This is a genomic window from Mesorhizobium sp. M1399 (assembly GCF_040317735.1).
Taxonomy (GTDB): domain Bacteria; phylum Pseudomonadota; class Alphaproteobacteria; order Rhizobiales; family Rhizobiaceae; genus Mesorhizobium.
This window is the reverse complement of record NZ_JAMYKZ010000002.1, coordinates 403,582-426,862: the sequence shown is the minus strand read 5'-3', so window position 1 is coordinate 426,862 and position 23,281 is coordinate 403,582. Positions and strand designations below refer to the sequence as shown.

At 62.9% G+C, this 23,281-nt stretch carries 20 protein-coding genes and 1 pseudogene; 10 read left to right on the top strand and 11 right to left on the bottom strand.

The window, feature by feature from the left end; translation table 11 throughout:
• Position 1 precedes the first annotated feature (1 nt).
• The 5 genes and pseudogenes from NKH05_RS04550 to NKH05_RS04530 form a co-directional block, all read right to left on the bottom strand.
• A complete protein-coding gene (locus NKH05_RS04550) occupies positions 2-3,178 on the bottom strand; it encodes an efflux RND transporter permease subunit (protein ID WP_352855436.1) in 3,177 nt (1,058 codons plus the stop codon).
• A gap of 2 nt (positions 3,179-3,180) precedes the next feature.
• Entirely contained in the window at positions 3,181-4,392 is a 1,212-nt protein-coding gene (locus NKH05_RS04545) for an efflux RND transporter periplasmic adaptor subunit (RefSeq protein ID WP_023721006.1), read from the bottom strand.
• Positions 4,393-4,771: 379 nt separating this feature from the next.
• Positions 4,772-5,898 (bottom strand): annotated as a pseudogene (locus NKH05_RS04540) (patatin-like phospholipase family protein).
• A gap of 26 nt (positions 5,899-5,924) precedes the next feature.
• Positions 5,925-6,707 carry a 3-hydroxybutyrate dehydrogenase gene (locus tag NKH05_RS04535; RefSeq protein WP_023721008.1) on the bottom strand — a complete coding sequence of 261 codons (783 nt, stop codon included), beginning with the start codon at positions 6,705-6,707 and terminating at the stop codon, positions 5,925-5,927.
• Positions 6,708-6,908: 201 nt separating this feature from the next.
• Positions 6,909-7,997 carry a citrate synthase/methylcitrate synthase gene (locus NKH05_RS04530; protein WP_352480894.1) on the bottom strand — a complete coding sequence of 363 codons (1,089 nt, stop codon included), beginning with the start codon at positions 7,995-7,997 and terminating at the stop codon, positions 6,909-6,911.
• 91 nt (positions 7,998-8,088) lie between these two features.
• On the opposite strand from NKH05_RS04530, the gene NKH05_RS04525 reads away from it, so the two are divergent.
• Positions 8,089-9,237 (top strand): citrate synthase, encoded by a 1,149-nt coding sequence (locus NKH05_RS04525; protein ID WP_023721010.1) that lies wholly within the window; start codon positions 8,089-8,091, stop codon positions 9,235-9,237.
• Positions 9,238-9,279: 42 nt separating this feature from the next.
• Here NKH05_RS04525 and NKH05_RS04520 read toward each other — a convergent pair whose 3' ends face one another.
• Positions 9,280-9,933: a TetR/AcrR family transcriptional regulator gene (locus NKH05_RS04520; RefSeq protein WP_352494173.1), complete on the bottom strand. Its 654-nt coding sequence runs from the start codon at positions 9,931-9,933 to the stop codon at positions 9,280-9,282.
• A gap of 101 nt (positions 9,934-10,034) precedes the next feature.
• On the opposite strand from NKH05_RS04520, the gene NKH05_RS04515 reads away from it, so the two are divergent.
• Positions 10,035-10,481, top strand: coding sequence for a hypothetical protein (locus NKH05_RS04515; protein ID WP_023721012.1), 447 nt, complete (start codon positions 10,035-10,037; stop codon positions 10,479-10,481).
• Between the two features lie 127 nt (positions 10,482-10,608).
• On the opposite strand, the gene phaR is transcribed toward NKH05_RS04515, so the two are convergent.
• Entirely contained in the window at positions 10,609-11,217 is a 609-nt protein-coding gene (phaR, locus tag NKH05_RS04510; RefSeq protein ID WP_023721013.1) for a polyhydroxyalkanoate synthesis repressor PhaR, read from the bottom strand.
• A gap of 278 nt (positions 11,218-11,495) precedes the next feature.
• On the opposite strand from phaR, the gene NKH05_RS04505 reads away from it, so the two are divergent.
• The 7 genes from NKH05_RS04505 to NKH05_RS04475 all read left to right on the top strand — a co-directional run bounded on the left by NKH05_RS04505 (position 11,496) and on the right by NKH05_RS04475 (position 19,491).
• Positions 11,496-12,680: an acetyl-CoA C-acetyltransferase gene (locus tag NKH05_RS04505; RefSeq protein ID WP_352480897.1), complete on the top strand. Its 1,185-nt coding sequence runs from the start codon at positions 11,496-11,498 to the stop codon at positions 12,678-12,680.
• Positions 12,681-12,783: 103 nt separating this feature from the next.
• Complete coding sequence (gene phbB / locus NKH05_RS04500) at positions 12,784-13,509, top strand: acetoacetyl-CoA reductase (protein WP_023721015.1); 726 nt, start codon at positions 12,784-12,786, stop codon at positions 13,507-13,509.
• Positions 13,510-13,541: 32 nt separating this feature from the next.
• Positions 13,542-13,841 carry a hypothetical protein gene (locus NKH05_RS04495; protein ID WP_156948164.1) on the top strand — a complete coding sequence of 100 codons (300 nt, stop codon included), beginning with the start codon at positions 13,542-13,544 and terminating at the stop codon, positions 13,839-13,841.
• A gap of 398 nt (positions 13,842-14,239) precedes the next feature.
• On the top strand, positions 14,240-17,656 hold the full coding sequence (locus NKH05_RS04490) for a helicase-related protein (protein ID WP_353025072.1): 3,417 nt from the start codon (positions 14,240-14,242) through the stop codon (positions 17,654-17,656).
• Positions 17,657-17,668: 12 nt separating this feature from the next.
• Positions 17,669-18,055 carry an RNA-binding S4 domain-containing protein gene (locus NKH05_RS04485; RefSeq protein ID WP_023721017.1) on the top strand — a complete coding sequence of 129 codons (387 nt, stop codon included), beginning with the start codon at positions 17,669-17,671 and terminating at the stop codon, positions 18,053-18,055.
• A 148-nt stretch (positions 18,056-18,203) separates the two neighbouring features.
• A complete protein-coding gene (fdxA, locus tag NKH05_RS04480) occupies positions 18,204-18,542 on the top strand; it encodes a ferredoxin FdxA (RefSeq protein WP_023721018.1) in 339 nt (112 codons plus the stop codon).
• A gap of 367 nt (positions 18,543-18,909) precedes the next feature.
• Positions 18,910-19,491, top strand: a complete 582-nt coding sequence (locus NKH05_RS04475) for a CarD family transcriptional regulator (RefSeq protein WP_006327799.1) — start codon at positions 18,910-18,912, stop codon at positions 19,489-19,491.
• A 74-nt stretch (positions 19,492-19,565) separates the two neighbouring features.
• Here NKH05_RS04475 and NKH05_RS04470 read toward each other — a convergent pair whose 3' ends face one another.
• From NKH05_RS04470 to NKH05_RS04460, 3 genes are all read right to left on the bottom strand, one after another.
• Positions 19,566-20,339: an amino acid ABC transporter ATP-binding protein gene (locus tag NKH05_RS04470; RefSeq protein ID WP_352588268.1), complete on the bottom strand. Its 774-nt coding sequence runs from the start codon at positions 20,337-20,339 to the stop codon at positions 19,566-19,568.
• Positions 20,336-21,016: an ABC transporter permease subunit gene (locus NKH05_RS04465; RefSeq protein ID WP_023721020.1), complete on the bottom strand. Its 681-nt coding sequence runs from the start codon at positions 21,014-21,016 to the stop codon at positions 20,336-20,338. The genes NKH05_RS04470 and NKH05_RS04465 overlap by 4 nt, the downstream gene beginning before the upstream one ends.
• A gap of 121 nt (positions 21,017-21,137) precedes the next feature.
• Positions 21,138-21,911: an amino acid ABC transporter substrate-binding protein gene (locus NKH05_RS04460; protein WP_023721021.1), complete on the bottom strand. Its 774-nt coding sequence runs from the start codon at positions 21,909-21,911 to the stop codon at positions 21,138-21,140.
• 328 nt (positions 21,912-22,239) lie between these two features.
• On the opposite strand from NKH05_RS04460, the gene NKH05_RS04455 reads away from it, so the two are divergent.
• Positions 22,240-23,097: an RNA polymerase factor sigma-32 gene (locus NKH05_RS04455; protein WP_031194549.1), complete on the top strand. Its 858-nt coding sequence runs from the start codon at positions 22,240-22,242 to the stop codon at positions 23,095-23,097.
• On the opposite strand, the gene NKH05_RS04450 is transcribed toward NKH05_RS04455, so the two are convergent.
• Positions 23,094-23,279 carry a hypothetical protein gene (locus NKH05_RS04450; RefSeq protein WP_352480900.1) on the bottom strand — a complete coding sequence of 62 codons (186 nt, stop codon included), beginning with the start codon at positions 23,277-23,279 and terminating at the stop codon, positions 23,094-23,096. The two genes, NKH05_RS04455 and NKH05_RS04450, sit on opposite strands and share 4 nt — an antisense overlap.
• Between the last annotated feature and the right edge of the window lie 2 nt (positions 23,280-23,281).

Below are 23,281 nucleotides of genomic sequence, written 5' to 3'. Positions count from 1 at the left end.
TCTATTCGGCGGCCTTCGGGAAGGCGATCGCCGGTTCGGCGCCCAGATCGGCCTCCAGGCCTTCCGAGGAGATCTCGGCCTTGCCGCGCCCGAACAGGCGACTGAACCAGCCCCGACGCGCACTGGGTTTTACTTTGGCGCGGGTGAACACCATCAGCATTGACGGCGTCACCACCAGCGTCAGCACGGTGGCGAAGGACAGGCCGAAGACGATCGCCGACGACAGCGAAATCCACCATTGCGTCGACGGCGCGTTGATCGTCGTCTCGTGATGGAAGATTTCGAGGCCGAGGCCGAAAGCGATCGGCAGCACGCCGAGGATCGCCGACACCGCCGTCAGCACCACCGGGCGGGCACGTTCGCGGCAGGTCTGCAGAACGGCTTCGTATTTGTCCCAGCCCTCTTCGCGCAACCGGTCATAGGTGTCGATCAGCACGATGTTGTTGTTCACCACCACGCCGGCCAGCGCGATGACACCGATGCCCGACATGACGATGCCGAATGCCTCTCCCGTCAGCAGCAGCCCTAGGAACACGCCGATCGTCGCCATGACCACGCAGGACAGCACCAGCCAGACGCTGGTGAACTTGTTGAACTGCGCCAGAAGCACAATGAAGATCAGGAAGATCGCGGCACCGAAGGCTTTGCTGAGGAAGGCCCCGGCCTCCGCGCTGTCCTCATTGGAACCGGCAAGCTTCCAGCGAATGCCGCTGCCGAGGTTCATGTCGGCGACAGCTTTGGTGACCTCCTGCTGGACGGCAGCCACCTGGGCGCCGGCAGCGACGTTGGCCTGGACGACCACCGTTCGCGCGCCGTCGATGCGATTGAGGATACCGACCGTCGGCTCCGGCTTGCGTACGACGAAGTTCGAGATCGGCACCGAGCCTTGCGCGGTCTGAACCCTGAGTTCGTCGAGCGTCGACAGCGTGCGCCGATCCTCGGGCAGGCGCAGTCTGATGTCGACGGCATCGTCGGCGCCGGCGGGGCGGTACTCGCTGAGCTTCAGCCCGTTGGTCACCAGTTGGACCACCGTTCCGACCGCGGTCGGGCTGATGCCGTACTGCGCCGCCTTGGCGCGATCGACCTCGAGCGCCCAATCGACGCCGGGCGGCGCCAGGCCATCGGAAATATCGATGACGCCGGGCACCTTGGCAATGCGCGCGGCGACGGCGCGGGCCTTGTCGTCAAGACCCTTCGGATCGACGGCCGAAAGCCTGATCTGGATCGGCTTGCCGGTAGGCGGGCCGGCTTCCGGCACGCGAACCTCGACGTCGACACCGGGAATGCCGGCCATCACGCCGCGCAGTTCGTCGAGGATTGAGTTCGCCGATTTGCGCTCGCGCCAGTCGACGAATTCGTACTGGATCACGCCGACCACGTCTTCCGGAACGTCCTGGCCGCCGCCCTGCGTCTTGCCGACACGGGTATAGACAGACTTCACGCCCGGCCAGCCGAGCAGCCGATTTTCCGCCGTCTTGGTGGCCGCGTCCATTTCGGCAAGCGAAAGATTGCCGCGGGCGTGGACATAGAGCAGGCCGTAGTCAGGCTCGACATTCGGGAAGAATTCGACGCCGGCGCCGAATTTCGAATAGGCGTAGCCCACGCCAAACAACAGCGCGACGGTAAGGACAAGCACGGTGATGGGATAATGCACCGCCTGCTTGACCACGGCCATGTACCAGCCGTCGCGATTGTCGTCGGGGTGATGAGCCGGCGCCTTGGCAAATATGGCGCCCAGCGTCGGCGCGAAGACCAGCGCATAGAGCATCGAGGCCGAGAGTGTCACGATCAACGTGATCGGCATGTATTTCATGAAATCGCCGATGATGCCCGGCCAGAACAACAGCGGCGAGAAGGCGGCAATGCGCGTCATCGTCGCGGCGATGACCGGGCCGGCCATGCGCTTGGCCGCAAGCGCGAACGCCTGTTCCTTCGGCATGCCCTCGCTCATGCGTCGCTCGGCGAATTCGGTGACGATGATAGCGTCGTCGACCAGCATGCCGACCGCCAGGATGAGGCTGAACAGCACGATCATGTTGATCGTGTAGCCCATCATCGCCAGCAACAGGATGCCGATCAGGAAGGATGAGGGGATGGCCAATCCGATCAGTAGCGAGGCACGGCCAGACAGCGCGTAGAGAATGACGATGAACACCAGGATGACGGCGATCATCACGTGGTTCTGAAGGTCGCCGAGTAACTGGTTCACGAAGACGGACTTGTCTTGCGTGTAGGTGACGTGCATGCCCTCCGGCATCGTCTCGATGAAGGCGTCGGACACCTCCCTGACCTTGCCAATCGTATCGATCAGGTTGGAGCCGATGCGCTTCTTCACCTCGATGGCAATCGCCGGCTTGCCGTCCAGGCGGGTAACCGTCTCGGCGTCCTTGAAGGTCGAGCGGATGGTGGCGATATCCTTGGCCTGCACCACCGCGTTGGGGCCGGCGACGACCGGAAGCGCCGCCACATCTTCTGGTGTCTCGATAAGCGAGGGCACCTTGACTGCGTATTTGCCCTCGGATCCTTCGATGTTGCCGGCGGCGACAAGACTGTTGGAAGCGCCGACCGCACCGATCAACTGGTCGAGCTGCAGCCCGTAGGACGAAAGTTTCATCGGATCGATGACCACTTCGACGAGGTCGTCGCGCGCACCCTGCAATGAGCCCTCGAGCACGCCAGGCACTTCCTCGATGCGGTCGCGCAGCTCGCGCGCCGCCGCCGTCAGCACGCGCTCGGGCACCTCGCCCGACAGCGTCACGACCAGGACGGGGAACTCGGAGATGTTGACCTCGGAGACCACGGGCTCCTCAGCCGCTTGCGGCAGGTCGGCCTTGCCGTCCTGCACCTTGCTGCGCGTGTCCTGCAGCGCAGTGGCGAGATCCGTCTGTGGCTGGAATTCGACCAGCACATAACCGCCGCCCTGGAAGGCGGCCGAGCGCATCTCCTTGAGGCCCTTCAGGCTCTTCAGCTTGGCTTCCATCGGCCGCAGCAGGAGGCGTTCGGAGTCTTCCGGCGAGATGCCCTGATAGATCAGGCTGACATACATCATCGGAATCGGAACGTCGGGTTCCGCTTCCTTCGGCGTCGACTGGTAGGCGACCGCACCGGCAAGGATGAGAAAGACCAGGACCGCAATGGTCAGCCGGGCATTGCTGATTGCAAGTTTGACGATGTCCATGATTACTGCGTCCCGGTCGTCGCTTCGCCCAACAGCTTTTGAATGGTCGCCTGGTCGGCCTCGACCGGCTTGACCACTTCGCCTTCCTTCACCAGCTCCTGGCCAGCGACGATGATGCGGGCGTCGGCCGGAATGCCGCCGAGCACCAGGCCGGTCGGCGTGTCGTCGACCAGGTCGATCGGGAAGAACACGACCTTGTCATCCTTGTCGACGGCGCGGATGCCGAGGTCGCCCTTGTCGCCGAGCGTCACCACCGATCGCGGCAGCATCACGGCGTCGGTCGGCTGGGCGCTGAGCGCAATTTCTGCCGTCATGCCGGCCGGTACGGACCCATCGGCATTGGGGATAGCGACTTCAACCCGGAAGGTACGGGTTGCCGAAGATGCATCCCGGCTGATGTAGCGCACCGTACCCTTGACGGTCTGGCCACTGACCAGGCGCACATTGGCTTCGTCACCGATCTTCAGATAGCCGAGATCGCGCTCGCTGACTTCGCCGCGGGCGATCACCGGATCGAGCTTCAGAATGGTCGCCACCTCGCCGCCCTGCATGACGGAACTGCCAAGCTCCACCGGCACCCGGTCGATGACACCGTCGAAGGGCGCCTTCACCTCGTTGCGGTCGAGTTCGGCTTGCGCGGCGTCCAGTTGCGACTTGGCCAGCGTCAGGTTGGAACGGGCCGTATCGAGCTGCAGCGTCGGCAGATTGCCGGTTTTCATCAACCGCAGGGCCGCAGCCAGCTCGGCCTCACGTTGCACGACAAGCTGCTTGGCGTTGTCGACCGCCGAGATTTTTTCCTCGGCGGCAAGCATCAGGATCAGGTCGCCGGTCTTGACGTGCTGACCCTGCTTGACCGGCAGCTTGTCGATGACGCCGGCGACGCGTGTCGCCAGGACCGCGCGCTTGTCGGCTTCGGTCAGTCCGGAAATGCGGATAGCGCGCGCATAGATGCGCCGCGGCGGGGTTATGATCGCGACCGTCCGCAAGGCCGCTTTGGGCTGTTCTGCCTCGGCAGTCCCCGGCTTGGCAGCCCCCTGTTCGCCAGTTTGGGGCTTGCCTGAGTCGGCGGCCTTGGGCTGCTCGACCTCTCCTGCCTTGGGCTTGTTGTCGGCGGACGCGCTGCCGACGGACGAGAATTCGCCTGTCGCCATCCAGCCGGCGAACCCGATGAGCACAACAATGGCTGCAAGCTTGTGAAACCTGAATTTCGGCATCGTCATTTTTTCCAGTGCGCGGGGTTCGGCCAGGCCGCATCTTCTACTTGGGGCGCGTCGCCGATATGGGTGCGCGCGAGGCCGTATTCAAATTGCCGTGATCGGCGAAGCGCGCTTCTACCTTAAAGTTGCGTCGCAATATAGTCAGAAAAGTTGATGGATTGTTGCTTTGTCCGCAAAGATGCGGCTGCAGCATCGGCTGTTGATCGCCAAAACAGCGGTATGGCAGCAAGTGTCAGGATGATTGGACAGATTGCGATGTCATCTGCTTTGCGGGGGAGCCAGAACAATTCCAGGAAAAGTGTGAAACGGTTTTCCGTCCGGAATTGCGTCAAAAAAGATAGAGCGGTTCGGCGTTTCCGTGAAACGGTAAATCGTTCTAGGCCGGACGGCGGGCGGCCTCGGGCTGCTTGCGCGCCGCAAGAAACTCCTTGACCCGCCGGCCCGGCGCCGGCCCGCGCACCGGCTTCAAGCCGTCGTCGAGCTCGCCGGACAGATCGATCGTCGGCCGCTTGCCGACGGCGTCGTAATTTTCTTCCAGCCAATCACTGGCTGCGGTGCGGCCGAGGTCACGCAGATAGGCAAGGAACGCCCATTCGGCATTGACCTTGGACGATGCCGACAGATCCTTGAACGCTTCGTCGGCATCGATGCGGTGCATGCGGATGTCGCGATATTCGCCGTGCGGCAATCGGCCGGCGGCGATCAGTTCCTTGACGAAGGCGATCGAGCGGAATTCGCGCAACAGCCCGGCATTGAAGGTGATCTCGTGCGGTTCTGGATCTCATTGGCGCTCTTCGGCGTCCCTTCGCGGACCACCGGATTGATCTGCACCAAAAGCACGTCCTCAGTGGCCGCCGTCTTGAAGAACGGGAACAGTGCCGGGTTGCCGCCATAGCCGCCATCCCAATAGGGCACGCCCTTGATCTCGACGGCGCGGAACAATTGCGGCAGGCAGGCCGACGCCATTACCGTGTCGAGGTCGATCTCGCCGTCCGAGAAGACACGCAACTGGCCGGTCTCGACATTGGTCGCGGAAATGAACAGTTCCATCGACTTGCAGGCGCGCACATTGTCGAAATCGATCTCACGTTCGACCACATCGCGCAGCGGATTGATGGCGAGCGGATTGGCGACATAGGGCGAAAATACCCGCGACATCGTATCGAACAGGAAATAGCCGGGCGTGTTCTCGATCGACCAATTGCCCCAGGCGACGTCCCACGGCATGCGCTGCACTGGGCTGAAGCGGCCCTTTGCCGCCACCGCACGCCAGAAATCATCAAGTTTCCGCCGTGCGCCCTCGACGCCGCCGCGAACGAAGCCGTCGGCCAGCGCGACGGCATTCATGGCGCCGGCGCTGGTGCCCGAAACCGCCGTTATATCGAGGCGCCCGTCCTCGAGCAGCCGATCGAGCACGCCCCAGGAAAACGCCCCGTGCGAACCCCCGCCTTGCAGCGCGATGTTGATCTTCTTTGGCTCCTCCGCCTTGCCGTTTTTCGGCATGGCGTGACCCTTGACCGCTGGACGGCTCACTGAGCGGTCCAGCCGCCATCGACAGAGATGTGCGTGCCGTTGATCTGCGCTGCCGCATCCGAGCACAGGAACACTGCCGCCGCCGCAACCTGCTCGACGGTGACGAACTCCTTGGTCGGCTGCTTTTCGAGCATGACCTCGCGGACCACAGTCTCGCGGTCCATCTTGTTGGCCTTCATCTGGTCGGGGATCTGCGCCTCGACCAGCGGCGTCAGCACATAGCCGGGACAAATGGCATTGCAGGTGATCTTGTCGCGCGCCAGTTCCAGGGCGACCGTCTTGGTCAGGCCCATAATGCCGTGCTTGGCCGAGACATAGGCCGACTTGAACGGCGAGGCCACCAGCCCATGGGCCGAGGCGACGTTGACGATCCGGCCGCCACCGGCCTGTTTCATCAACGGGATGGCGGCGGCGATGGTGTGGAAGGCCGATGACAGGTTGATGGCGATGATCGCATCCCACTTCTCGATCGGGAAGCTTTCCACCGGCGCGACATGCTGGATGCCGGCATTGTTGACCAGGATGTCGACCGAGCCGAATGTCTCGGCTGCCTTCATGACCAGAGCCCGGCACTCGGCCGGCTTCGACATGTCAGCCTTGACATAGGCGGTCTGGACCTTGTGGTGTTTCGCAATTGCGTCGGCGATGGCGTGGTCGTCGGCGGTGTCGGAAAAGGAATTGACGACGATGTTGCAGCCTTCGGCCGCGAGCGCGTGGGCAATGGCCAGGCCGATGCCCGAGGTGGAACCGGTGACGATGGCGGTTTTTCTGGCGGTCAAGGCGGCTTATTCCTTTCGAGGCGGGCTCCCGCGGAACCATGCTGCACTGCAGCATATAGGCTCTCTGCCACCCAAGAACAGCGGATGTGTGGAGCAATGACATGAAATTTTTGTCATGAGGACCTCTCTCACCTTAACGAGAGAGTGTCTGGCACCGGCTGTAGCGGGGCCGGTTTCCGCAAAGCATGCGGGGGAAAATCCTTAGGCGACGAGGTCCGGCACCGGCCCGATATAGCGCGACTGCGGCCGGATCAGCCGTCCGCTCGTCTGCTGCTCGCGGGCGTGGGCGATCCAGCCGGCGACGCGCCCGGCAGCAAAGACATTGGTGAACGCCTCTTTCGGAAAGCCCGCGGCCTCCAGCAGAAGTGCTGTGAAGAACTCGACATTGGTCTGGAGCGAGCGCGACGGCTTGGCGATGCGAAGCACTTCAAGCGCCGCTTGCTCCACGCTTTCGGCAAACGCCAGCCGGTGGCCGGCTTCGCCCTCGGCGCCGAGTTGCCGCACCACCGCTTTCAGCACGTCGGCACGCGGATCGCGCACACGGTAGATGCGATGCCCGAAGCCCATGATGCGGCGGCCGCGCGCGATCTCGTCGCGCAGCCAGATGGCGGCGTCGCCATGCGCCTCTATCGCATCCAGCATCTCGATCACCGGACCTGGCGCGCCGCCATGCAGCGGCCCCTTGAGCGCTCCGAGTCCGGCCAGCACCGCCGAAGTAAGCCCCGCCTGCGTCGAGGCGACCACGCGCGTGGCGAAGGTCGATGCGTTGAGGCCATGGTCGCAAACCGTCACAAGATAGGTATCGAGCGCTTTCGCCAACTTCGGCGAGGCCGCCATGCCGGTCAGCATCCGCAGCATGTCGGCGGCATGATCGGCCTTGCGATCAGGCGCAATTGGGCTTTCGCCGCGCTGCAAGCGCAGCAAGGCCGGCGTCAGCACGGCAGGTGCCGCAACCAGCCTGAGCGCGTCCGGCAATTTGTCGCCGTCCGGCAGTAGGGCAATGCCGGCGCGCATCGCGCTGTAGATATCGAGGGATGCGAGAAACGGCAGCAAGGGTTCGATCCGCTCGAACACTTCACTGCGCGCCCGGCCGATCGCTTTCGCCAGCTCCTTTTCGCCGGGAAGATCGTCGAAAGAGCCGTCGAACAGCAGCCGAACCACGTCGGCGTATTTCCAGCGGCCTGCCAGTTCCGGCAACGAATGGCCCCGGATGGTCAGGCGGCCGCCAAGACCGTCGACATCGGAGAGCACCGTTTCTGCCACCACCACATCATCGAGCCCATTCGCCATTGGTTTTCTCCTTGACCCTTTCCGGGTCGTAGATAAGGGTTGGCGGCTGGACCATCAATCTTGATCAACCGAATCAACGTGCCAGGTTTACATGACTGAGTGGCTGACGCGGGACGAAGCCCTGGAGCGCCTCAAGGTGCGCGCCCAGACGCTCTATGCCTATGTCAGCCGCGGACGCATCGGCATGCGGCCGGATCGGGCCGACCCACGCCGCAGCCAGTATCGCGCCGACGACATCGCGGCGCTGGCGAGCCGCCGGGCGCGCGGCCGAAATCCCCAGGCAATCGCCGAAAGTGCAATTGCCTGGGGTGAGCCGGCGATCGCCACCACGATCTCGACCGTTTTGCACGGCCGCCTCGTCTATCGTGGCCAGGATGCGGTTGCACTCTGCGAGACTGCCACGCTGGAGCAGACGGCAAACCTGCTTTGGGCATCTGACGCACCAGTGTCGTTCGTGTCGGCGAGCCGCCATGGCAACGGCGCAACTGGCCGGCCGGCTGCCTTCGCGGAATTGGCCGCGTTGGCGGCCAAGGGCCGGCCTTCGCTCGGCCGCAGGGCGGCTTCGCTCAACCACGATGCGGCCGGCGCCATCGCCGCTCTGGCCCAGGCGCTCGGCGCGGTTCGCGGAATCGGTGCCGTGCACGAACGACTGGCGCAGGGCTGGTCCCTCGATGCAGCCGGCGCAGACTTGATCCGCCGCTCGCTGGTGCTGTTGGCCGATCACGAACTGAACGCATCGACCTTCGCCGCGCGGGTCGCCGCGTCCACCGGTGCACCTGTTTCGGCCTGCCTGCTTGCTGGCCTCGCCACGCTCTCCGGTCCGCGCCATGGCGGCGCCGCGGAGGCGGTCATGATGCTGGCGGAGGATGCGCAGAGATTGGGGCCGGATGCGGCTGTCGGACGCTGGCTCGGTCACGACAGGCCACTGCCCGGATTTGGCCATCCGCTTTATCCCGACGGCGATCCGCGTGCGGAACCGTTGCTGGCCGCGATCGATGTCGATGATGGGCTGTTACGGCTTTGCGATGCGGCCTTTGCGGCAACGGGCATGCGCCCGAACGTCGATTTCGCCTTGGCCGCGCTGACGCGCAGCCTCCGTTTGCCGTCCGATGCGCCGTTTCGCTTGTTTGCGCTCGGCCGCAGCATCGGCTGGGCCGCGCATGCCGTGGAGCAGGTGACAAGCAGCGGCCTGATCAGACCACGCGCCCGCTACCAGGGACCGCTGCCGGAGTTCCATTAGCTGGCGACGCAATCGCGGGCCCTTTTTTTGGGTGCTGGCGGATTAAGCTTTAGATGGAATGGTCATCCGGCTCATGAAAAGTCGGAGAGCCCGCTGCGCGGCCAGGGCTGGCGGCTCGGACGGATGCCATTCCCGGAAATGACCATCGATCGCCATGCGTGCCAACCCATAAACGAGTGCACGCGCGGCAAGCACAAGATGATCAAAGTCGGTGCCGGGAGCAAGCCGACCCTGTTGTTGCGCTTGCGTCAGCAAGTCGATCATCGTCCGCCGAATAGCCTCATTCTGATCACGAAGGCTGTCCGACCCTTCAAAATCAATCAGGGTTCGGGAACTGATGATCTGGAAATGCGTGGGGTTGCTAATTGCCCATTCCAGATAGCCTTGTCCGATTGCTTCGAAGGCCTCAATGGGATCTGCGCTGTCGATTTTCGACCGCGCCTTGGCAACGGCCTTTGTCAGCCGATCCATGGCCTGTTCGGCGACCGCGGTGAGCAGCGCTGTTTTCGATCGAAAATGCCGGAATGGCGCGCCGGGCGAAACGCCGGCACGTTTTGCGGCCTCGCGTACGGACACATGCTCGGCTCCCCGCTCCTCGATGATCTCCACGGTTGCCGTGATCAAGGCCTCGACGAGATTGCCGTGATGGTATCGCTTGGCATCTCCGGCTTCGTCGGAATCAGTTGTCTTGGTCATCTCAGTCAAATAGCACGAGAGCGGAATGTAATCACTGATTATTTCCCTTGTGTTCGAGCGCTGCGTATGTAATCAACGTTTACATCGCAACGGAGGTTACCATGTTTCGCATCACCGCAACGACTGCCCTCGCTTTCTCCTTATTGTCGCTCGTATCTGCCGAGGCCGAGGATCGGCCCACCCTGGAAGTCGTCTGGCCGACGGCGGGTTCAGTTGTCGAACTGGGCAATTCTCCTGAGAAAGCGATAGGCGTTGTCGTCAGGAGCAACTTCAGGCTGCTCACTGCGGGTGAGTGCGGGGAAATCAAGCAATGCGGCCACGTGCATATGAAGATCGATCCCAACGGAGACACCTGCAACATCCCCGGCAAGCCGTACAACAGCATGAACAGCGACTTTGGCGGTGATCTTATCAAGGCCCGTTTCGGCCATTGCCCGGATGCCGCCGGCAGACACGTGATCGGCGTGCTTCTTGCCGATGATCATCACCGGCCCATTCTAGTAGACGGCAAACCTGTTACCGCTCTGGTGACGGTGACCACGAAATAGGGCATGCCACGAAATAGAGCGTGCCACAAAATAGAGCGTGGATGACATCTTCACCTTCGAGGCGAAGATGTTTTCTGACACAGGCCTGCTGAGGGAAATTTTGGGCCGGCGCTTCGCCGGCCGGCAGTCACGACATCGTGTCGAGCTTGCGCTGCATCGCGGCGATCTGCTCCTTCAGCTCCTGAAGGTCGTCCGGTTTTTCCGGTGTTTCTTTCCTGGCCTGTTCGGCCGGTGCTGCTGCCGGCGCAGACCCCGCAGGCGGGAACGGCGTGAACAGCCGCATGGCGTTCTGGAACATTTCCATGTTACGCCGAGTCTGCTCCTCCAGCACCTTGATCGGCGTCGCGATCTTCATCATGTCCATCGGCGACTTGCCGAGGGCATCTTTCATCTGCTCGCGAAAGCGTTCCTGCTCCTTCGAGAAGGCCAGCATCGACTGTTCGAGAAAGCTTGGCACGATCATCTGCATCTGGTCGCCGTAGTAGGCGATGAGCTGACGCAGGAACGGGATCGGCAGCATGTTCTGCCCGTCCTTGTTCTCCAGCTCGAAGATGATCTGGGTCAGCACCGGATGCGTGATGTCGTCGCCGGTCTTGGCGTCCTGGACAGTAAAGTCCTCGCCTTTTTTGACCATTTCTGCGAGATCCTCGAGCGTCACATAGGTGCTGGTGCCCGTATTGTAGAGACGGCGATTGGCATATTTCTTGATAACAATAGGTTCGTCTTTCGCGGCCATCTGCATCCTCCCCGGACACCGGCCAGCTTAAGTAAGCCGCCGGTAACGATTGCGCCTTGTTAAAGGATATGCGCAAAAGCGTCATGAATCCAAGCTGTTTGTGCAGTGCGGGAACATTTTATGCTGCGCAGCACGGATGGGCCGTCATCGCAGCGACGCGCGGCCTGCTTGCCGCGGAGGAACGCCATGCCCATTTCGGGTTTGACTCGGGTTGTGGAAAGGGCAAGAAAAGTCCCCGACGGCACCCGAAATCGCTCCCCGAAAGTCTGGAGAAGAACATGTCCGCTTCCAACGCCATCGTTGTCGCCAGTGCGGCGCGCACGCCTGTCGGCTCCTTCAACGGCGCCTTCGCCAACACGCCAGCTCATGAACTGGGTGCCGTCGCCGTCAGGGAAGCGCTTGCCCGCGCCGGCGTCGACGGCAAGGAGGTGGACGAGGTCATTCTCGGCCAGATCCTGACCGCGGCTCAAGGGCAGAACCCGGCGCGGCAGGCGGCCATGGCCGCCGGCGTGCCGCAGGAGGCGACCTCCTGGGGCCTGAACCAGCTCTGCGGCTCCGGCCTGCGCGCCATCGCGCTCGGCATGCAGCAGATCGCCCAGGGCGATGCAAAAATCATCGTTGCCGGCGGCCAGGAATCGATGTCGATGGCTCCGCATGCGCAGCATCTGCGCGGTGGCGTCAAGATGGGCGATTTCAAGCTGATCGACACCATGATCAAGGACGGCCTGACCGATGCCTTCTATGGTTATCATATGGGCAACACGGCGGAGAACGTCGCCCGCCAGTTCCAAATCACCCGCGACGACCAGGACCAGTTCGCACTGGCTTCCCAGAACAAGGCCGAGGCTGCGCAGAAAGGCGGAAAATTCAACGACGAGATCGTTGCCTTCACAGTCAAGGGCAGGAAGGGCGACACGATAGTCGACCAGGACGAGTACATCCGCCATGGCGCGACGATCGACGCCATGACCAAGCTCAAGCCCGCCTTCGACAAAGACGGCACGGTGACAGCAGCCAATGCTTCCGGCATCAATGACGGCGCCGCCGCCGTGGTGCTGATGACCGAAGCGGAAGCCGCAAGGCGCGGCATCACGCCGCTGGTGCGTATCGTTTCCTGGGCGACCGCCGGCGTTGACCCGCAGATCATGGGGACGGGACCGATCCCCTCCTCGCGCAAGGCGCTGGCCAAGGCCGGCTGGTCGGTCGGCGACCTCGATCTGGTCGAAGCCAACGAGGCCTTCGCCGCGCAGGCCTGCGCCGTCAACAAGGACATGGGCTGGGACCCGTCCATCGTCAACGTCAATGGCGGCGCCATCGCCATCGGCCATCCGGTCGGCGCCTCGGGCGCCCGCATCTTCAACACGCTGGTCTACGAAATGCGTCGCAGAAGTGCCAAGAAAGGTCTTGCCACGCTGTGCATCGGCGGCGGCATGGGCGTTGCCATGTGCGTGGAAGCATTGTGATGAGATAAGCGATACGAATAGGATACTGGCGCAAAGCGAGTAGGGAATAGAGGGCAAACCTACCGCTTCAACGCTCAGTCATCTGCATTTCCCGGGAGGACACATGACAAAGGTTGCAATCGTCACAGGCGGGTCGCGCGGCATCGGCGCGGCGATATCGGTCGCCTTGAAAAGCGCCGGCTATTCGGTTGCCGCAAACTACGCCGGCAATGAGGAAGCGGCAGCAAAGTTCAAGGCAGCGACCGGCATCCCGGTCTACAAATGGTCGGTTGCCGACTACGAGGCCTGCGCTGCCGGCATCAAACAGGTAGAGGCCGATCTCGGTCCCGTATCGGTGCTGGTCAACAATGCAGGCATCACGCGCGACGCGATGTTCCACAAGATGACGCGCGAGCAATGGAAAGAGGTCCTCGACACCAACCTTTCCGGCGTCTTCAACATGACGCATCCGTTGTGGGGCGGCATGCGCGACCGCAAATTCGGCCGCGTCATCACCATCTCCTCGATCAATGGCCAGAAAGGGCAGGTCGGCCAGGTCAATTATTCGGCCTCGAAGGCCGGCGATATCGGCTTCACCAAGGCGTTGGCCCAGGAAGGCGCGCGCGCCGGCATCACCGTCAACGTCATCTGCCCCGGCTACATCGCCACCGAGATGGTCAAAGCGATGGACGAGAAGGTGCTCAACGAGCGTGTCCTTCCGCAGATCCCGGTCGGCCGTCTCGGCGAGCCGGAGGAGATCGCGCGCTGCGTCGTCTTCCTCGCTTCCGACGATGCCGGGTTCATCACCGGCTCGACCATATCAGCCAATGGCGGGCAGTACATCGCCTGACCGTTTATCTTTACGTTGAGATAGATACGCGCTTGGACGAACGGGCCTGCAAAACGGCCCGTTTCTATAGCGGTCTTCCCGTTGCAAGATCTCGATTCAGCACGCTGCCCCAATCCGGCACGCAAAGGTTAACGGCCGCTGCGCAGCCTGTGCAAAAACTGCCCGGCAGCCTGTGGATTCTCGGTGGAAAAGCTGTTCACAACACAACATGTTGCGGTGAACAAACCAAGAAACTTTGCCTATCGCTGATTCGTCGCCGATTCGTTCCGGCTTTGAGCGGAACGTTAACGGCGAGAGCCGAAAACACCCTCGAAATGATTAAAGCGGATTAGGAAACATCAATAATTTCATAATGTTGGGCGAAGCAGATTGGCCGGCCACGATCATTCACCGGCAAAGGTTAACGGTGGTGCTCGTTTGAATGCCGCCTGCATGAATCGGGCCAGTTTCTGTGATTCAGCATGTGGTGAGACTCGCCGGCAGAAATCCCAGATGTAGCCGTGAACAAAACCTGAATCAGCGCGAGTCAGTGATTCGTCGCTGATTCGTTCCAGACTCGTTCCAACTGTTAATCGGGAACAGATTTCTGGCTTCGAACCGACCAATCAGCCTGCCCTCGGCACATTCCGCTTTCGCTTCGCGCCCGAAATCCCTATGTGTCGCCTGTCATACGCGGCCAATATGGGCGCGCTCCCGACAATGCGAGGCAGAGAGCCTTATTTCCAGGCCGATGAACATCCATCCGAAACACACTGAACCGCTGATCCTGTCGGGTCGAGACGTAACGGCCGTGCTCGGCCCGACCAATACCGGCAAGACCCATCTCGCCATCGAACGCATGGTGGCGCATGAGAGCGGCGTCATCGGCCTACCGCTCAGGCTGCTTGCCCGCGAGGTCTATACGCGCGTCTGCGAGAAGGTCGGCGCCCATAAGGTTGCGCTCATCACCGGCGAGGAAAAGATCCAGCCGGCGGGCGCGAAATACTCGGTCTGCACGGTGGAAGCGATGCCGCGCGAGACCGACGCCGCCTTCGTTGCCATCGACGAGGTCCAGCTCGCTGGCGATCTCGAACGCGGCCACATCTTCACCGATCGCATCCTGCATCTGCGCGGCCGCCAGGAGACGCTGCTGCTGGGTGCGGCCACCATGCACGGCATTCTGCAGCGCCTGCTGCGGGGCGTGTCGGTGGTGACCCGGCCACGGCTGTCGCATCTTGCCTATGCCGGCTCGAAGAAGCTGACCCGCCTGCCGCGGCGCACCGCGATCGTCGCCTTCTCGGCCGACGAGGTCTATGCCATCGCCGAGCTGATCCGCCGCCAGCAGGGCGGTGCCGCCGTCGTGCTCGGCGCGCTCAGCCCGCGCACCCGCAACGCCCAGGTGGCGCTGTTCCAGTCGGGCGATGTCGACTACCTCGTCGCCACCGACGCCATCGGCATGGGCCTCAACCTCGACCTCGACCACGTCGCCTTCGCCCAGAATCGCAAATTCGACGGCTACCAGTACCGCAACCTGACCGCGGCCGAGCTCGGCCAGATTGCCGGCCGTGCCGGCCGGCATCTGCGCGACGGCACCTTCGGCGTCACCGGCCAGGTCGATCCGCTGGATGAGGAATTGGTCAAGAAGATCGAGGCGCATGATTTCGATCCGGTGAAAGTGCTGCAGTGGCGTACCGCGCATTTCGATTTCGCCAACCTCGATGCGCTGAAGCGCTCGATCGAGACCAACGCCCCGGTCGAAGGCCTGACGCGCGCACTGCCGGCCGTGGACGCGCAGGCGCTCGAGCATCTGTCGCGCGACGAGGACATCCGGGCACTCACCACCGACGCCAGGCGGGTGGCGCTGCTGTGGGAAGCCTGCGCGCTGCCCGACTACAGGAAGATCGCGCCGGCCCAGCACGCCGACTTGATCGCCTCCATCTACATGGACCTTGCCAGGCACGGCCATGTCGACGAGAACTACATGGCCGAGCAGGTGCGCCGGGCCGACACCACTGAAGGCGATATCGACACGCTATCGCACAGGATTGCCCAGATCCGCACATGGACCTTCGTTTCCAACCGGCCCGGCTGGCTGGCCGATCGGGCACACTGGCAGGAAAAGACGCGCGAAATCGAAGACAGACTGTCGGATGCGCTGCATGAGCGGTTGACGAAACGTTTTGTAGACCGCAGGACTTCCGTCCTCATGCGGCGCCTTAGAGAAAACACGATGCCTGAAGCCGAAATCAGCCCAACCGGAACCGTCCTCGTCGAAGGCCATCACGTCGGCGAGTTGCAGGGTTTCCGCTTCACCGCCGACCAGAGCGCCGGCGGCGAGGACGCCAAGGCGGTGCGGGCGGCGGCGCAGAAGGCGCTTGCCGCCGAGTTCGAGGCGCGTGCCGAACGCTTCGGCGCCTCGGCCAATGGCGACATCGCGCTGGGTTCGGATGGCACGCTGCGCTGGATCGGCGCGCCGATCGGCACGCTGGTCGCTGGCGAAGACGCTTTGAAGCCGCGTCTCGTTCTGCTCGCCGACGAGCAACTCACCGGCCCGGCCCGCGACAAGGTTGCGGCGCGCGCCGAGCGCTTCGTCAATTTCCAGATCGAATCCCTGCTGAAGCCGCTGGTCGATCTCAAGAATGCCGAGCAGATCACCGGCATCGGCCGCGGCATCGCTTTCCAGCTCGTCGAGCATTTCGGCCTCATCAACCGTCGCGACATCGCCGACGAGATGAAGTCGCTCGACCAGGAGGGCCGCGCGGCGCTTCGCCGTCTCGGCGTGCGCTTCGGCGCCTACCATGTCTTCGTGCCGGCGCTGATCAAGCCGGCGCCGGCCGGGTTGATAACGATGCTGTGGGCGCTGAGAAACGACGGCAAGGACAAGCCCGGCTTCGGCGATGTCGTTCACGCACTGGCCTCCGGCCGCACCTCGGTGGTCATCGATCCAACCTTCGACAAGACCTTCTACAAGCTGGCGGGCTACCGCAATCTTGGCCGGCGTGCTGTACGCGTCGATATTCTCGAACGGCTGGCCGACCTGATCCGGCCGGCGACCAACTGGAAGCCGGGCCTCGGACCTCGCCCCGACGGCGCCTATGACGGTCAGTCCTTCATGGTGACGCCGCCGATGATGTCGATCCTCGGCGCCACCGCCGACGACATGGAAGAAATCCTGAAGGGGCTCGGCTATCGCGCCGATGCCAAGCCGGCGGCCGAGGTCAAGGCGCGGCTCGAAGCACAGGACAATGCCGCGCGTGAAGCGGCCGCTGCAAAGCAGGCGGCGGAAGAGGCAACGCGAGCCGAGCAGGCGAGGATGGCGGAAGCAGCTGCCGCGGCAGAGCCGCCGGCGGAGGTTTCGGCGGAGGCTTCGGAGCCTGTGTCGGATGCGGCTCCTGTTGCGGAGGCGGCCGAAGCCGTGACCGAAGCGGCGGCAGAGCCTGTCGCGGAAGACCAGCCGGAAGCTCCAGCCCCTGAAGCTGCGGCAGAAGTCACGCAAGAGACCCAGCCCGCCGCCGAAGCGGCTGCAGAACCAGCGGCTGAGCCAAGGACGGAACTTGGGGCGGAAACTGAGGCTACGGCACCGGCAGAGCCGCCGGTTTCCGACACTATGGAAGCATCGCCGGCCGAACCTGCAGCAACGGCGGAAGCCGTCGCCGGCGAAGCTGCCCCAGAAGCCGAGGAGCCAAAACCTGTGCTGTTGTGGCGGCAGGGTCGTTTCGACCAGCGCCCGCGTCATCGCCAGCATGACAACCGCCCCCGGGACAATCATCGGGACAGTCGCCCGCGCAATGGTCAAGCTGCGCCGGACGGCCGCAGCGATGCGCCGGTAGATGCCGGCGGGCAACCGACGCCGGGCGACCGGCCCGCCCGTCAAGGGCGCCACGATCAGCGCGACGGCGCCGGCAAGCCACGCTTCGACCGCAGCAAGTTCAAGCCCAAGCCGCAAGGCGAGGCGGCAGAGCGGCGCGCCGGCAAGCCGCAAGGCGAACGCCTCGACCGGCGCGAAAACCGGCCCGACTGGAAGGCTGGACGGCAGGACGGCAAAGGCGGCGCCCAAGGCGCAAAGCCCGCCTTCCAGCCAAAGCCGCGTGAGGAACGCCCGGTCCGCTTCGATCCGGACTCGCCCTTCGCCAAGCTCGCCGCGTTGCGCGACCAGCTGAAGAAGTAAGCTGTTCGTCCGATGGTCACTGATGCCCGCCAGCGCATCGACAAGTGGCTGTTCTTCTCGCGCGCGGTAAAATCACGCACGCTGGCAGCCAAGCTGGTCGTCACCGGACGCGTCCGCATCAATCGCGACAAAGCAGCGCAGGCATCCGATACGGTCCGGCCGGGTGACGTTTTGACCATCACGCTCGAGCGGCGGATCTTCGTCTGGAAAGTCCTTGGCACCGGCGCACGGCGCGGCCCGGCCGAAGAAGCCCGCCTGCTTTACGAGGACATGTCGCCGCCCCCCGCGCCCAAGGGCGAGGCGCTTCCGGATGCGGTGCCGCCGTTGCGCGAGGCCGGCAGCGGTCGCCCGACGAAGAAGGAACGCCGCCAGACCGACCACCTGCTCGGCGACGATTGAGCAAGGTCGAACTTCCGCTTTGCCGGGCCTCTGGAATTCCATTCCGGAAACCCCGGCACCACTGGCAAGGGCTGCCCTTGCCAGCGGGGGACAAAGGCGTTACCTCACCAAAAAAGCCCAACAAAATGGGACGTCCCGGAGCCGACCAATGACCTATGTCGTGACCGACAATTGCATAAAATGCAAATACATGGACTGCATCGAGGTCTGTCCGGTCGACTGTTTCTACGAAGGTGAGAACATGCTCGTCATCCACCCGGACGAGTGCATCGACTGCGGCGTCTGCGAACCGGAATGCCCGGCCGACGCGATCAAGCCCGACACCGAGTCGGGCCTCGACAAATGGCTGCAGATCAACACCGAATATGCCGATAAATGGCCCAACATCACCGCCAAGAAGGAGCCCCCGGCCGACGCCAAATCCTTCGACGGGGAAGCTGGCAAATTCGAGAAATATTTCTCCCCGGAGCCCGGCGAAGGCGATTAACGAGAGCGCTGATTGCGGCAGCCTGACGCGGCGTAACAGACGTGATATATTAACTGCCTTGACAGGCGGCGATGGCGCATGGCCTTCGCGCGTGCAGCAAAACCTTGATTCTTCCGACTTTTTGTGTTATATCAGCCCAACATGCCGGTGACACAACGTCGATTTATGGCGCAAACGCCCCAAATCACTGAAAGGTGAATTTCTCAATCCGGACCAGAGCGATCTGGGGCAGGCGGTCGCAATGTTGCGATTTGCCGGTCCTGGCCTTCCGGTGAGTTCATCGTTGTGTGGCTAAGGACCGGTCACCCCGGTCGCACGAGTTCGGGCCGGCACGATGCCGGTACCACAACAAGGAGTTCAGGGCGTAATGGCAACGATCACCCCGCAGAAGAAGTCCACCGCAGCGCGCCACGGTTTCAAGACCGGCGAGTACATCGTCTATCCGGCGCATGGTGTCGGCCAGATCGTCTCGATCGATGAGCAGGAAGTCGCGGGCCACAAGCTGGAACTGTTCGTCATCGACTTCCAGAAGGACAAGATGCGCCTCAAGGTGCCAGTCGCCAAGGCGACCTCGATCGGCATGCGCAAGCTGTCGGAAGAGGATTATGTCGAGCGCGCGCTGAAGGTCGTGCAGGGCCGGGCCCGCGTCAAGCGCACCATGTGGTCGCGCCGCGCCCAGGAATATGATGCCAAGATCAACTCCGGCGATCTGATCTCGATCTCGGAAGTGGTGCGCGACCTCTATCGCGCTGACAACCAGCCGGAGCAGTCCTATTCCGAGCGCCAGCTCTACGAGGCGGCCCTCGACCGCATGGCCCGCGAGATCGCGGCCGTCAACCGCATGTCGGAGACCGAAGCGGTGCGCCTTATCGAGGTGAACCTCAACAAGGGCCCGAAGCGCGGCGCCAAGGCCGACAACGAGGAAGCCGAGCAGGAAGAGGCCGCCTGAGCCTTTTCGCCTTCGAATTCAGAAAAGCCCGGCCTCGCGCCGGGTTTTTATTTTTGGGATCGGCGAATGCATATCTAACCTTCGACACCGCCCTCCCTTTCCGCCTCCTGCTTCAGCGTGGCGATGAACCGCTTGGTCCGCTGGCGCTCCGGGTTGCTGAACAGCACCGCGGCCGGCCCTTGTTCGACGATGTTGCCGGCATCGAGGAACACCACTTCCCGCGCGATCTTGGAGGCGAGCCTCAGATCATGCGTCGCCATCACCATGGTCGTGCCCTCGCTGGCGAGCTTGCCGAGCACGTCGACCACCTCTTGCGCCAGTTCCGGATCGAGTGCCGAGGTCGGTTCGTCGCAGAGCAGCACTTTCGGCGACGGCGCCAGCGCCCGGGCAATCGCCACGCGCTGCTGCTGGCCGCCTGACAGCGTCGCCGGCCAGGCGTCGGCCTTGTGCGCCATGCCGACCTTTTCGAGCAGGGCGAGCGCCCGTTCGCGCGCCCTTTCCTTGGGCCATTTAAGCACCGTCACCAGCCCCTCCATGATGTTCTCGATCGCGGTGCGATGCGGAAACAGCTGGAAATTCTGGAACACCATGCCGGTCTGCAGCCGCAGCCGCTGGATATCCCTGGTCGAGACCCTGCCGCCGGGGTGGAATTCGAGTGCATCGTCGCCGATCCGCACCGTGCCTGAAGTCGGCAGTTCGAGCAGGTTGATGCAGCGCAAAAGCGTACTTTTCCCGCCGCCCGATGGCCCGACAAGCGCGGTGACACTGCCTTCCTCGATAGTGACGGTCACACCCTTCAGCACCAAATTGTCGCCGAAACGCTTTTCGATGTTGGTGAGGCCGATCATGCACGCGCCTCCAGGAAGCCACCATAGCGGTTAAGCCGCGTTTCCAATCGGGCCTGCAAGGCCGACAGCACGGAGCTCATGACCAGGTACAGAGCCGCTGCCTCGACATAGAGGATCAGCGGCTCATAGGTGGTGGCGACAATGCGCTGCGCCGCCTGGAACATCTCGGGCACGGTAATGGCGGCGGCGAGCGATGTATCCTTGACCAGCGAGATGAAGGTGTTGGACAGCGGCGGCACGGCGACGCGCCCCGCCTGTGGAAGAATGGTGCGCCGCATTGCCTGGGCCCAGGTCATGCCGATCGAATAGGCCGCTTCCCACTGGCCCTTCGGCACCGAACCAATGACGGCGCGGATGATTTCCGACGAATATGCGCCGATGTTCAAGGTAAAGCCGATCAGTGCTGCCGGAAAGGCGTCGAGCAGGATGCCGACCGATGGCAGGCCGTAGAAGATAAGGAACAGTTGCACGAGAAGCGGCGTGCCGCGGAAGATCCAGACGTAGAACCGGACCACGGCGACCAGCGGTTTGGGACCGAACAGCCGGACAAGCGCCACGACCAGACCGAGGACAAGACCGAATGCAAACGACAGCAGCGTCAACGGCACGGTGAAGATCAGTGCAGCCCACAGCAGCGTAGGCAGGGATTCCAGCATCAATTGCAGCCAGTGCGGCACGAAGCCTCCTCCTTGCCAGATTGCCGTCGCTCATATCACGCGAAAGCGGCGGGCCGTCAAAGACAGCTCGCCGCGACATGAACGACGCGGGCCGGCATTCGGCCCACGCGAGAAAAGCCGTTTACTTCGAAACGTCCTGGCCGAAATAGGTATCGGCGATTTTCTGGTAGGTACCGTCGGCCTTGATGTCGGCCAGCGCCTTATTGATGGCGGCCACCAGTTCCGGATCGCCCTTGCGCACGATGACGCCGGAATAGTCGGCGTTTTCTTCCTGCGCGGCAATCTTCACATTGGCGTCGGGCTTGTGCTTCTTGAAGTCGAGGAAGGACAGGCTGTCGTTGATGGTGGCGTCGGCGCGGCCGGTGAGAAGAAGCTGGATCGACTGGTCGAAGCCGTCGGTGCCGACGAGCTCGGCGCCATTGGTTTCAGCCAGCTTGCCGAAATTCGAGGTCAGCGACTGCGCCGCCTTCTTGCCCTTGAGATCGGCGAAACCCTTGATGTCGGTGTTGTCGCCGCGCACGATCAGCACCGCCTTGGAGGCGATGTAAGGATCGGAGAAATCATATTTGGCCTTGCGCGCCTCGGTGATGCCGACCTCGTTGATGACGGCATCGTAGCGGTTGGCGTCGAGACCGGCGATCAGCCCGTCCCATTTGCCTTCGAGGAACTGGGCTTTGACGCCGAGGCGCTCGGCGATGGCCCGGGCGATCTCGACGTCGAAGCCGACCAGCGCGCCGGAAGCATCATGATAGGTGAAGGGCGCATAGGTTCCTTCCGTGCCGACCTTGAAGACGCCGGACTGCTTGATCTGGTCGAGATTGGCGCCGGCATGACCGGCGGCGATTGCCAGAACCTGCAGCGTTCCGGCGATAATGAGCGATTTGAGCCATTTCATTTTTCTGTGATCCCGTCCTTGGCCGATGTCCGGCGTCGTTGCGAGTGCCGGAAAATGACAGATGCGCGATGCCAAAATAAGAAACTAAATTTCAAAAATCTCGCGCCCTTGAAATCCCATTCTCAACCAACACCTCCCGGCGGCACCCGGCTGAGTCAAGGCCGATGGCGAATCGCCTGGAACAGCGCAATCGGCATGACAGTCCGGGGGAACATTCCCCCGCATCGCACGTTCTTGGCTGTTGTAGGGCGCGGCGCCGCCATTTCAACCATCGGCGCCAACTCACGATTCAGCGATCGCACCGCAACGCGTGAAGCAGGAGCGCGGCATGATGCAAGACAGTGCAGGACGGACCATGGTTCGCGCGGCGATGAAAGCCCCTTACCTGGAGCGCGACGAAGAGCATCTCCTGGCGCTGCGCTGGAAGGAGAACAATGACCAGCACGCGCTGCACCGCATCACCGTCGCCCATATGCGGCTGGTTATTTCCATGGCATCGCGGTTCCGCCACTACGGCCTTCCCCTGGGCGACCTGATCCAGGAAGGCCATGTCGGGCTGCTGGAGGCCGCGGCCCGTTTCGAGCCCGAGCGCGAGGTGCGGTTCTCGACCTATGCGACATGGTGGATCCGCGCCTCGATGCAGGATTATATCCTGCGCAACTGGTCGATCGTGCGCGGCGGCACCAGCTCCGCGCAAAAGGCGCTGTTCTTCAACCTGCGGCGCCTGCGCGCCCGCCTGGCAAACGGCGCCGAGCAGACGTCGAATGCCACGCTTTACCGCGAAGTGTCGGCGGCTCTCGGCGTTTCCGAGGCCGATGTGGCGATGATGGATTCCCGCCTTTCGGCACCCGACAGCTCGCTCAACACGCCGCTTGCCGACGATGCGGGCGCAACCGAGCGGATGGAGTTCCTGGTTTCGGATGACCCGCTGCCCGACGAGGTCGTCGGCGACACGATCGATGTCGAACGCCGCTCTGTCTGGCTGAAGACGGCGCTCGGCGCGCTCAATGCGCGAGAACTCAGGATTATCGAGGAGCGCCGGCTGAGCGACGAGGGCGCGACGCTCGAAGCGCTCGGCGAGACGCTCGGCATCTCCAAGGAACGTGTCCGGCAGATCGAGGCGCGCGCCATGGAAAAGCTCAAGGCAGCTTTGGTGAAGCAGAACCCGGAATTTCTCGCAGCCTAACGTGCCACGTCCTGGCTGATTATTTCTTGCCCGCTGCCCGGTTGATGCTGTTTGACATATGTCAGGCCTACCGCCAGTGAAATCGAAAGCAGGTAGCAGACCACCACAAAGAACCTTGGAAACCTGCTGCGCTCCGCTTTAGCGACCAGCGTTTTCATCATGAAATTGAAGAAAGTGTACAAAA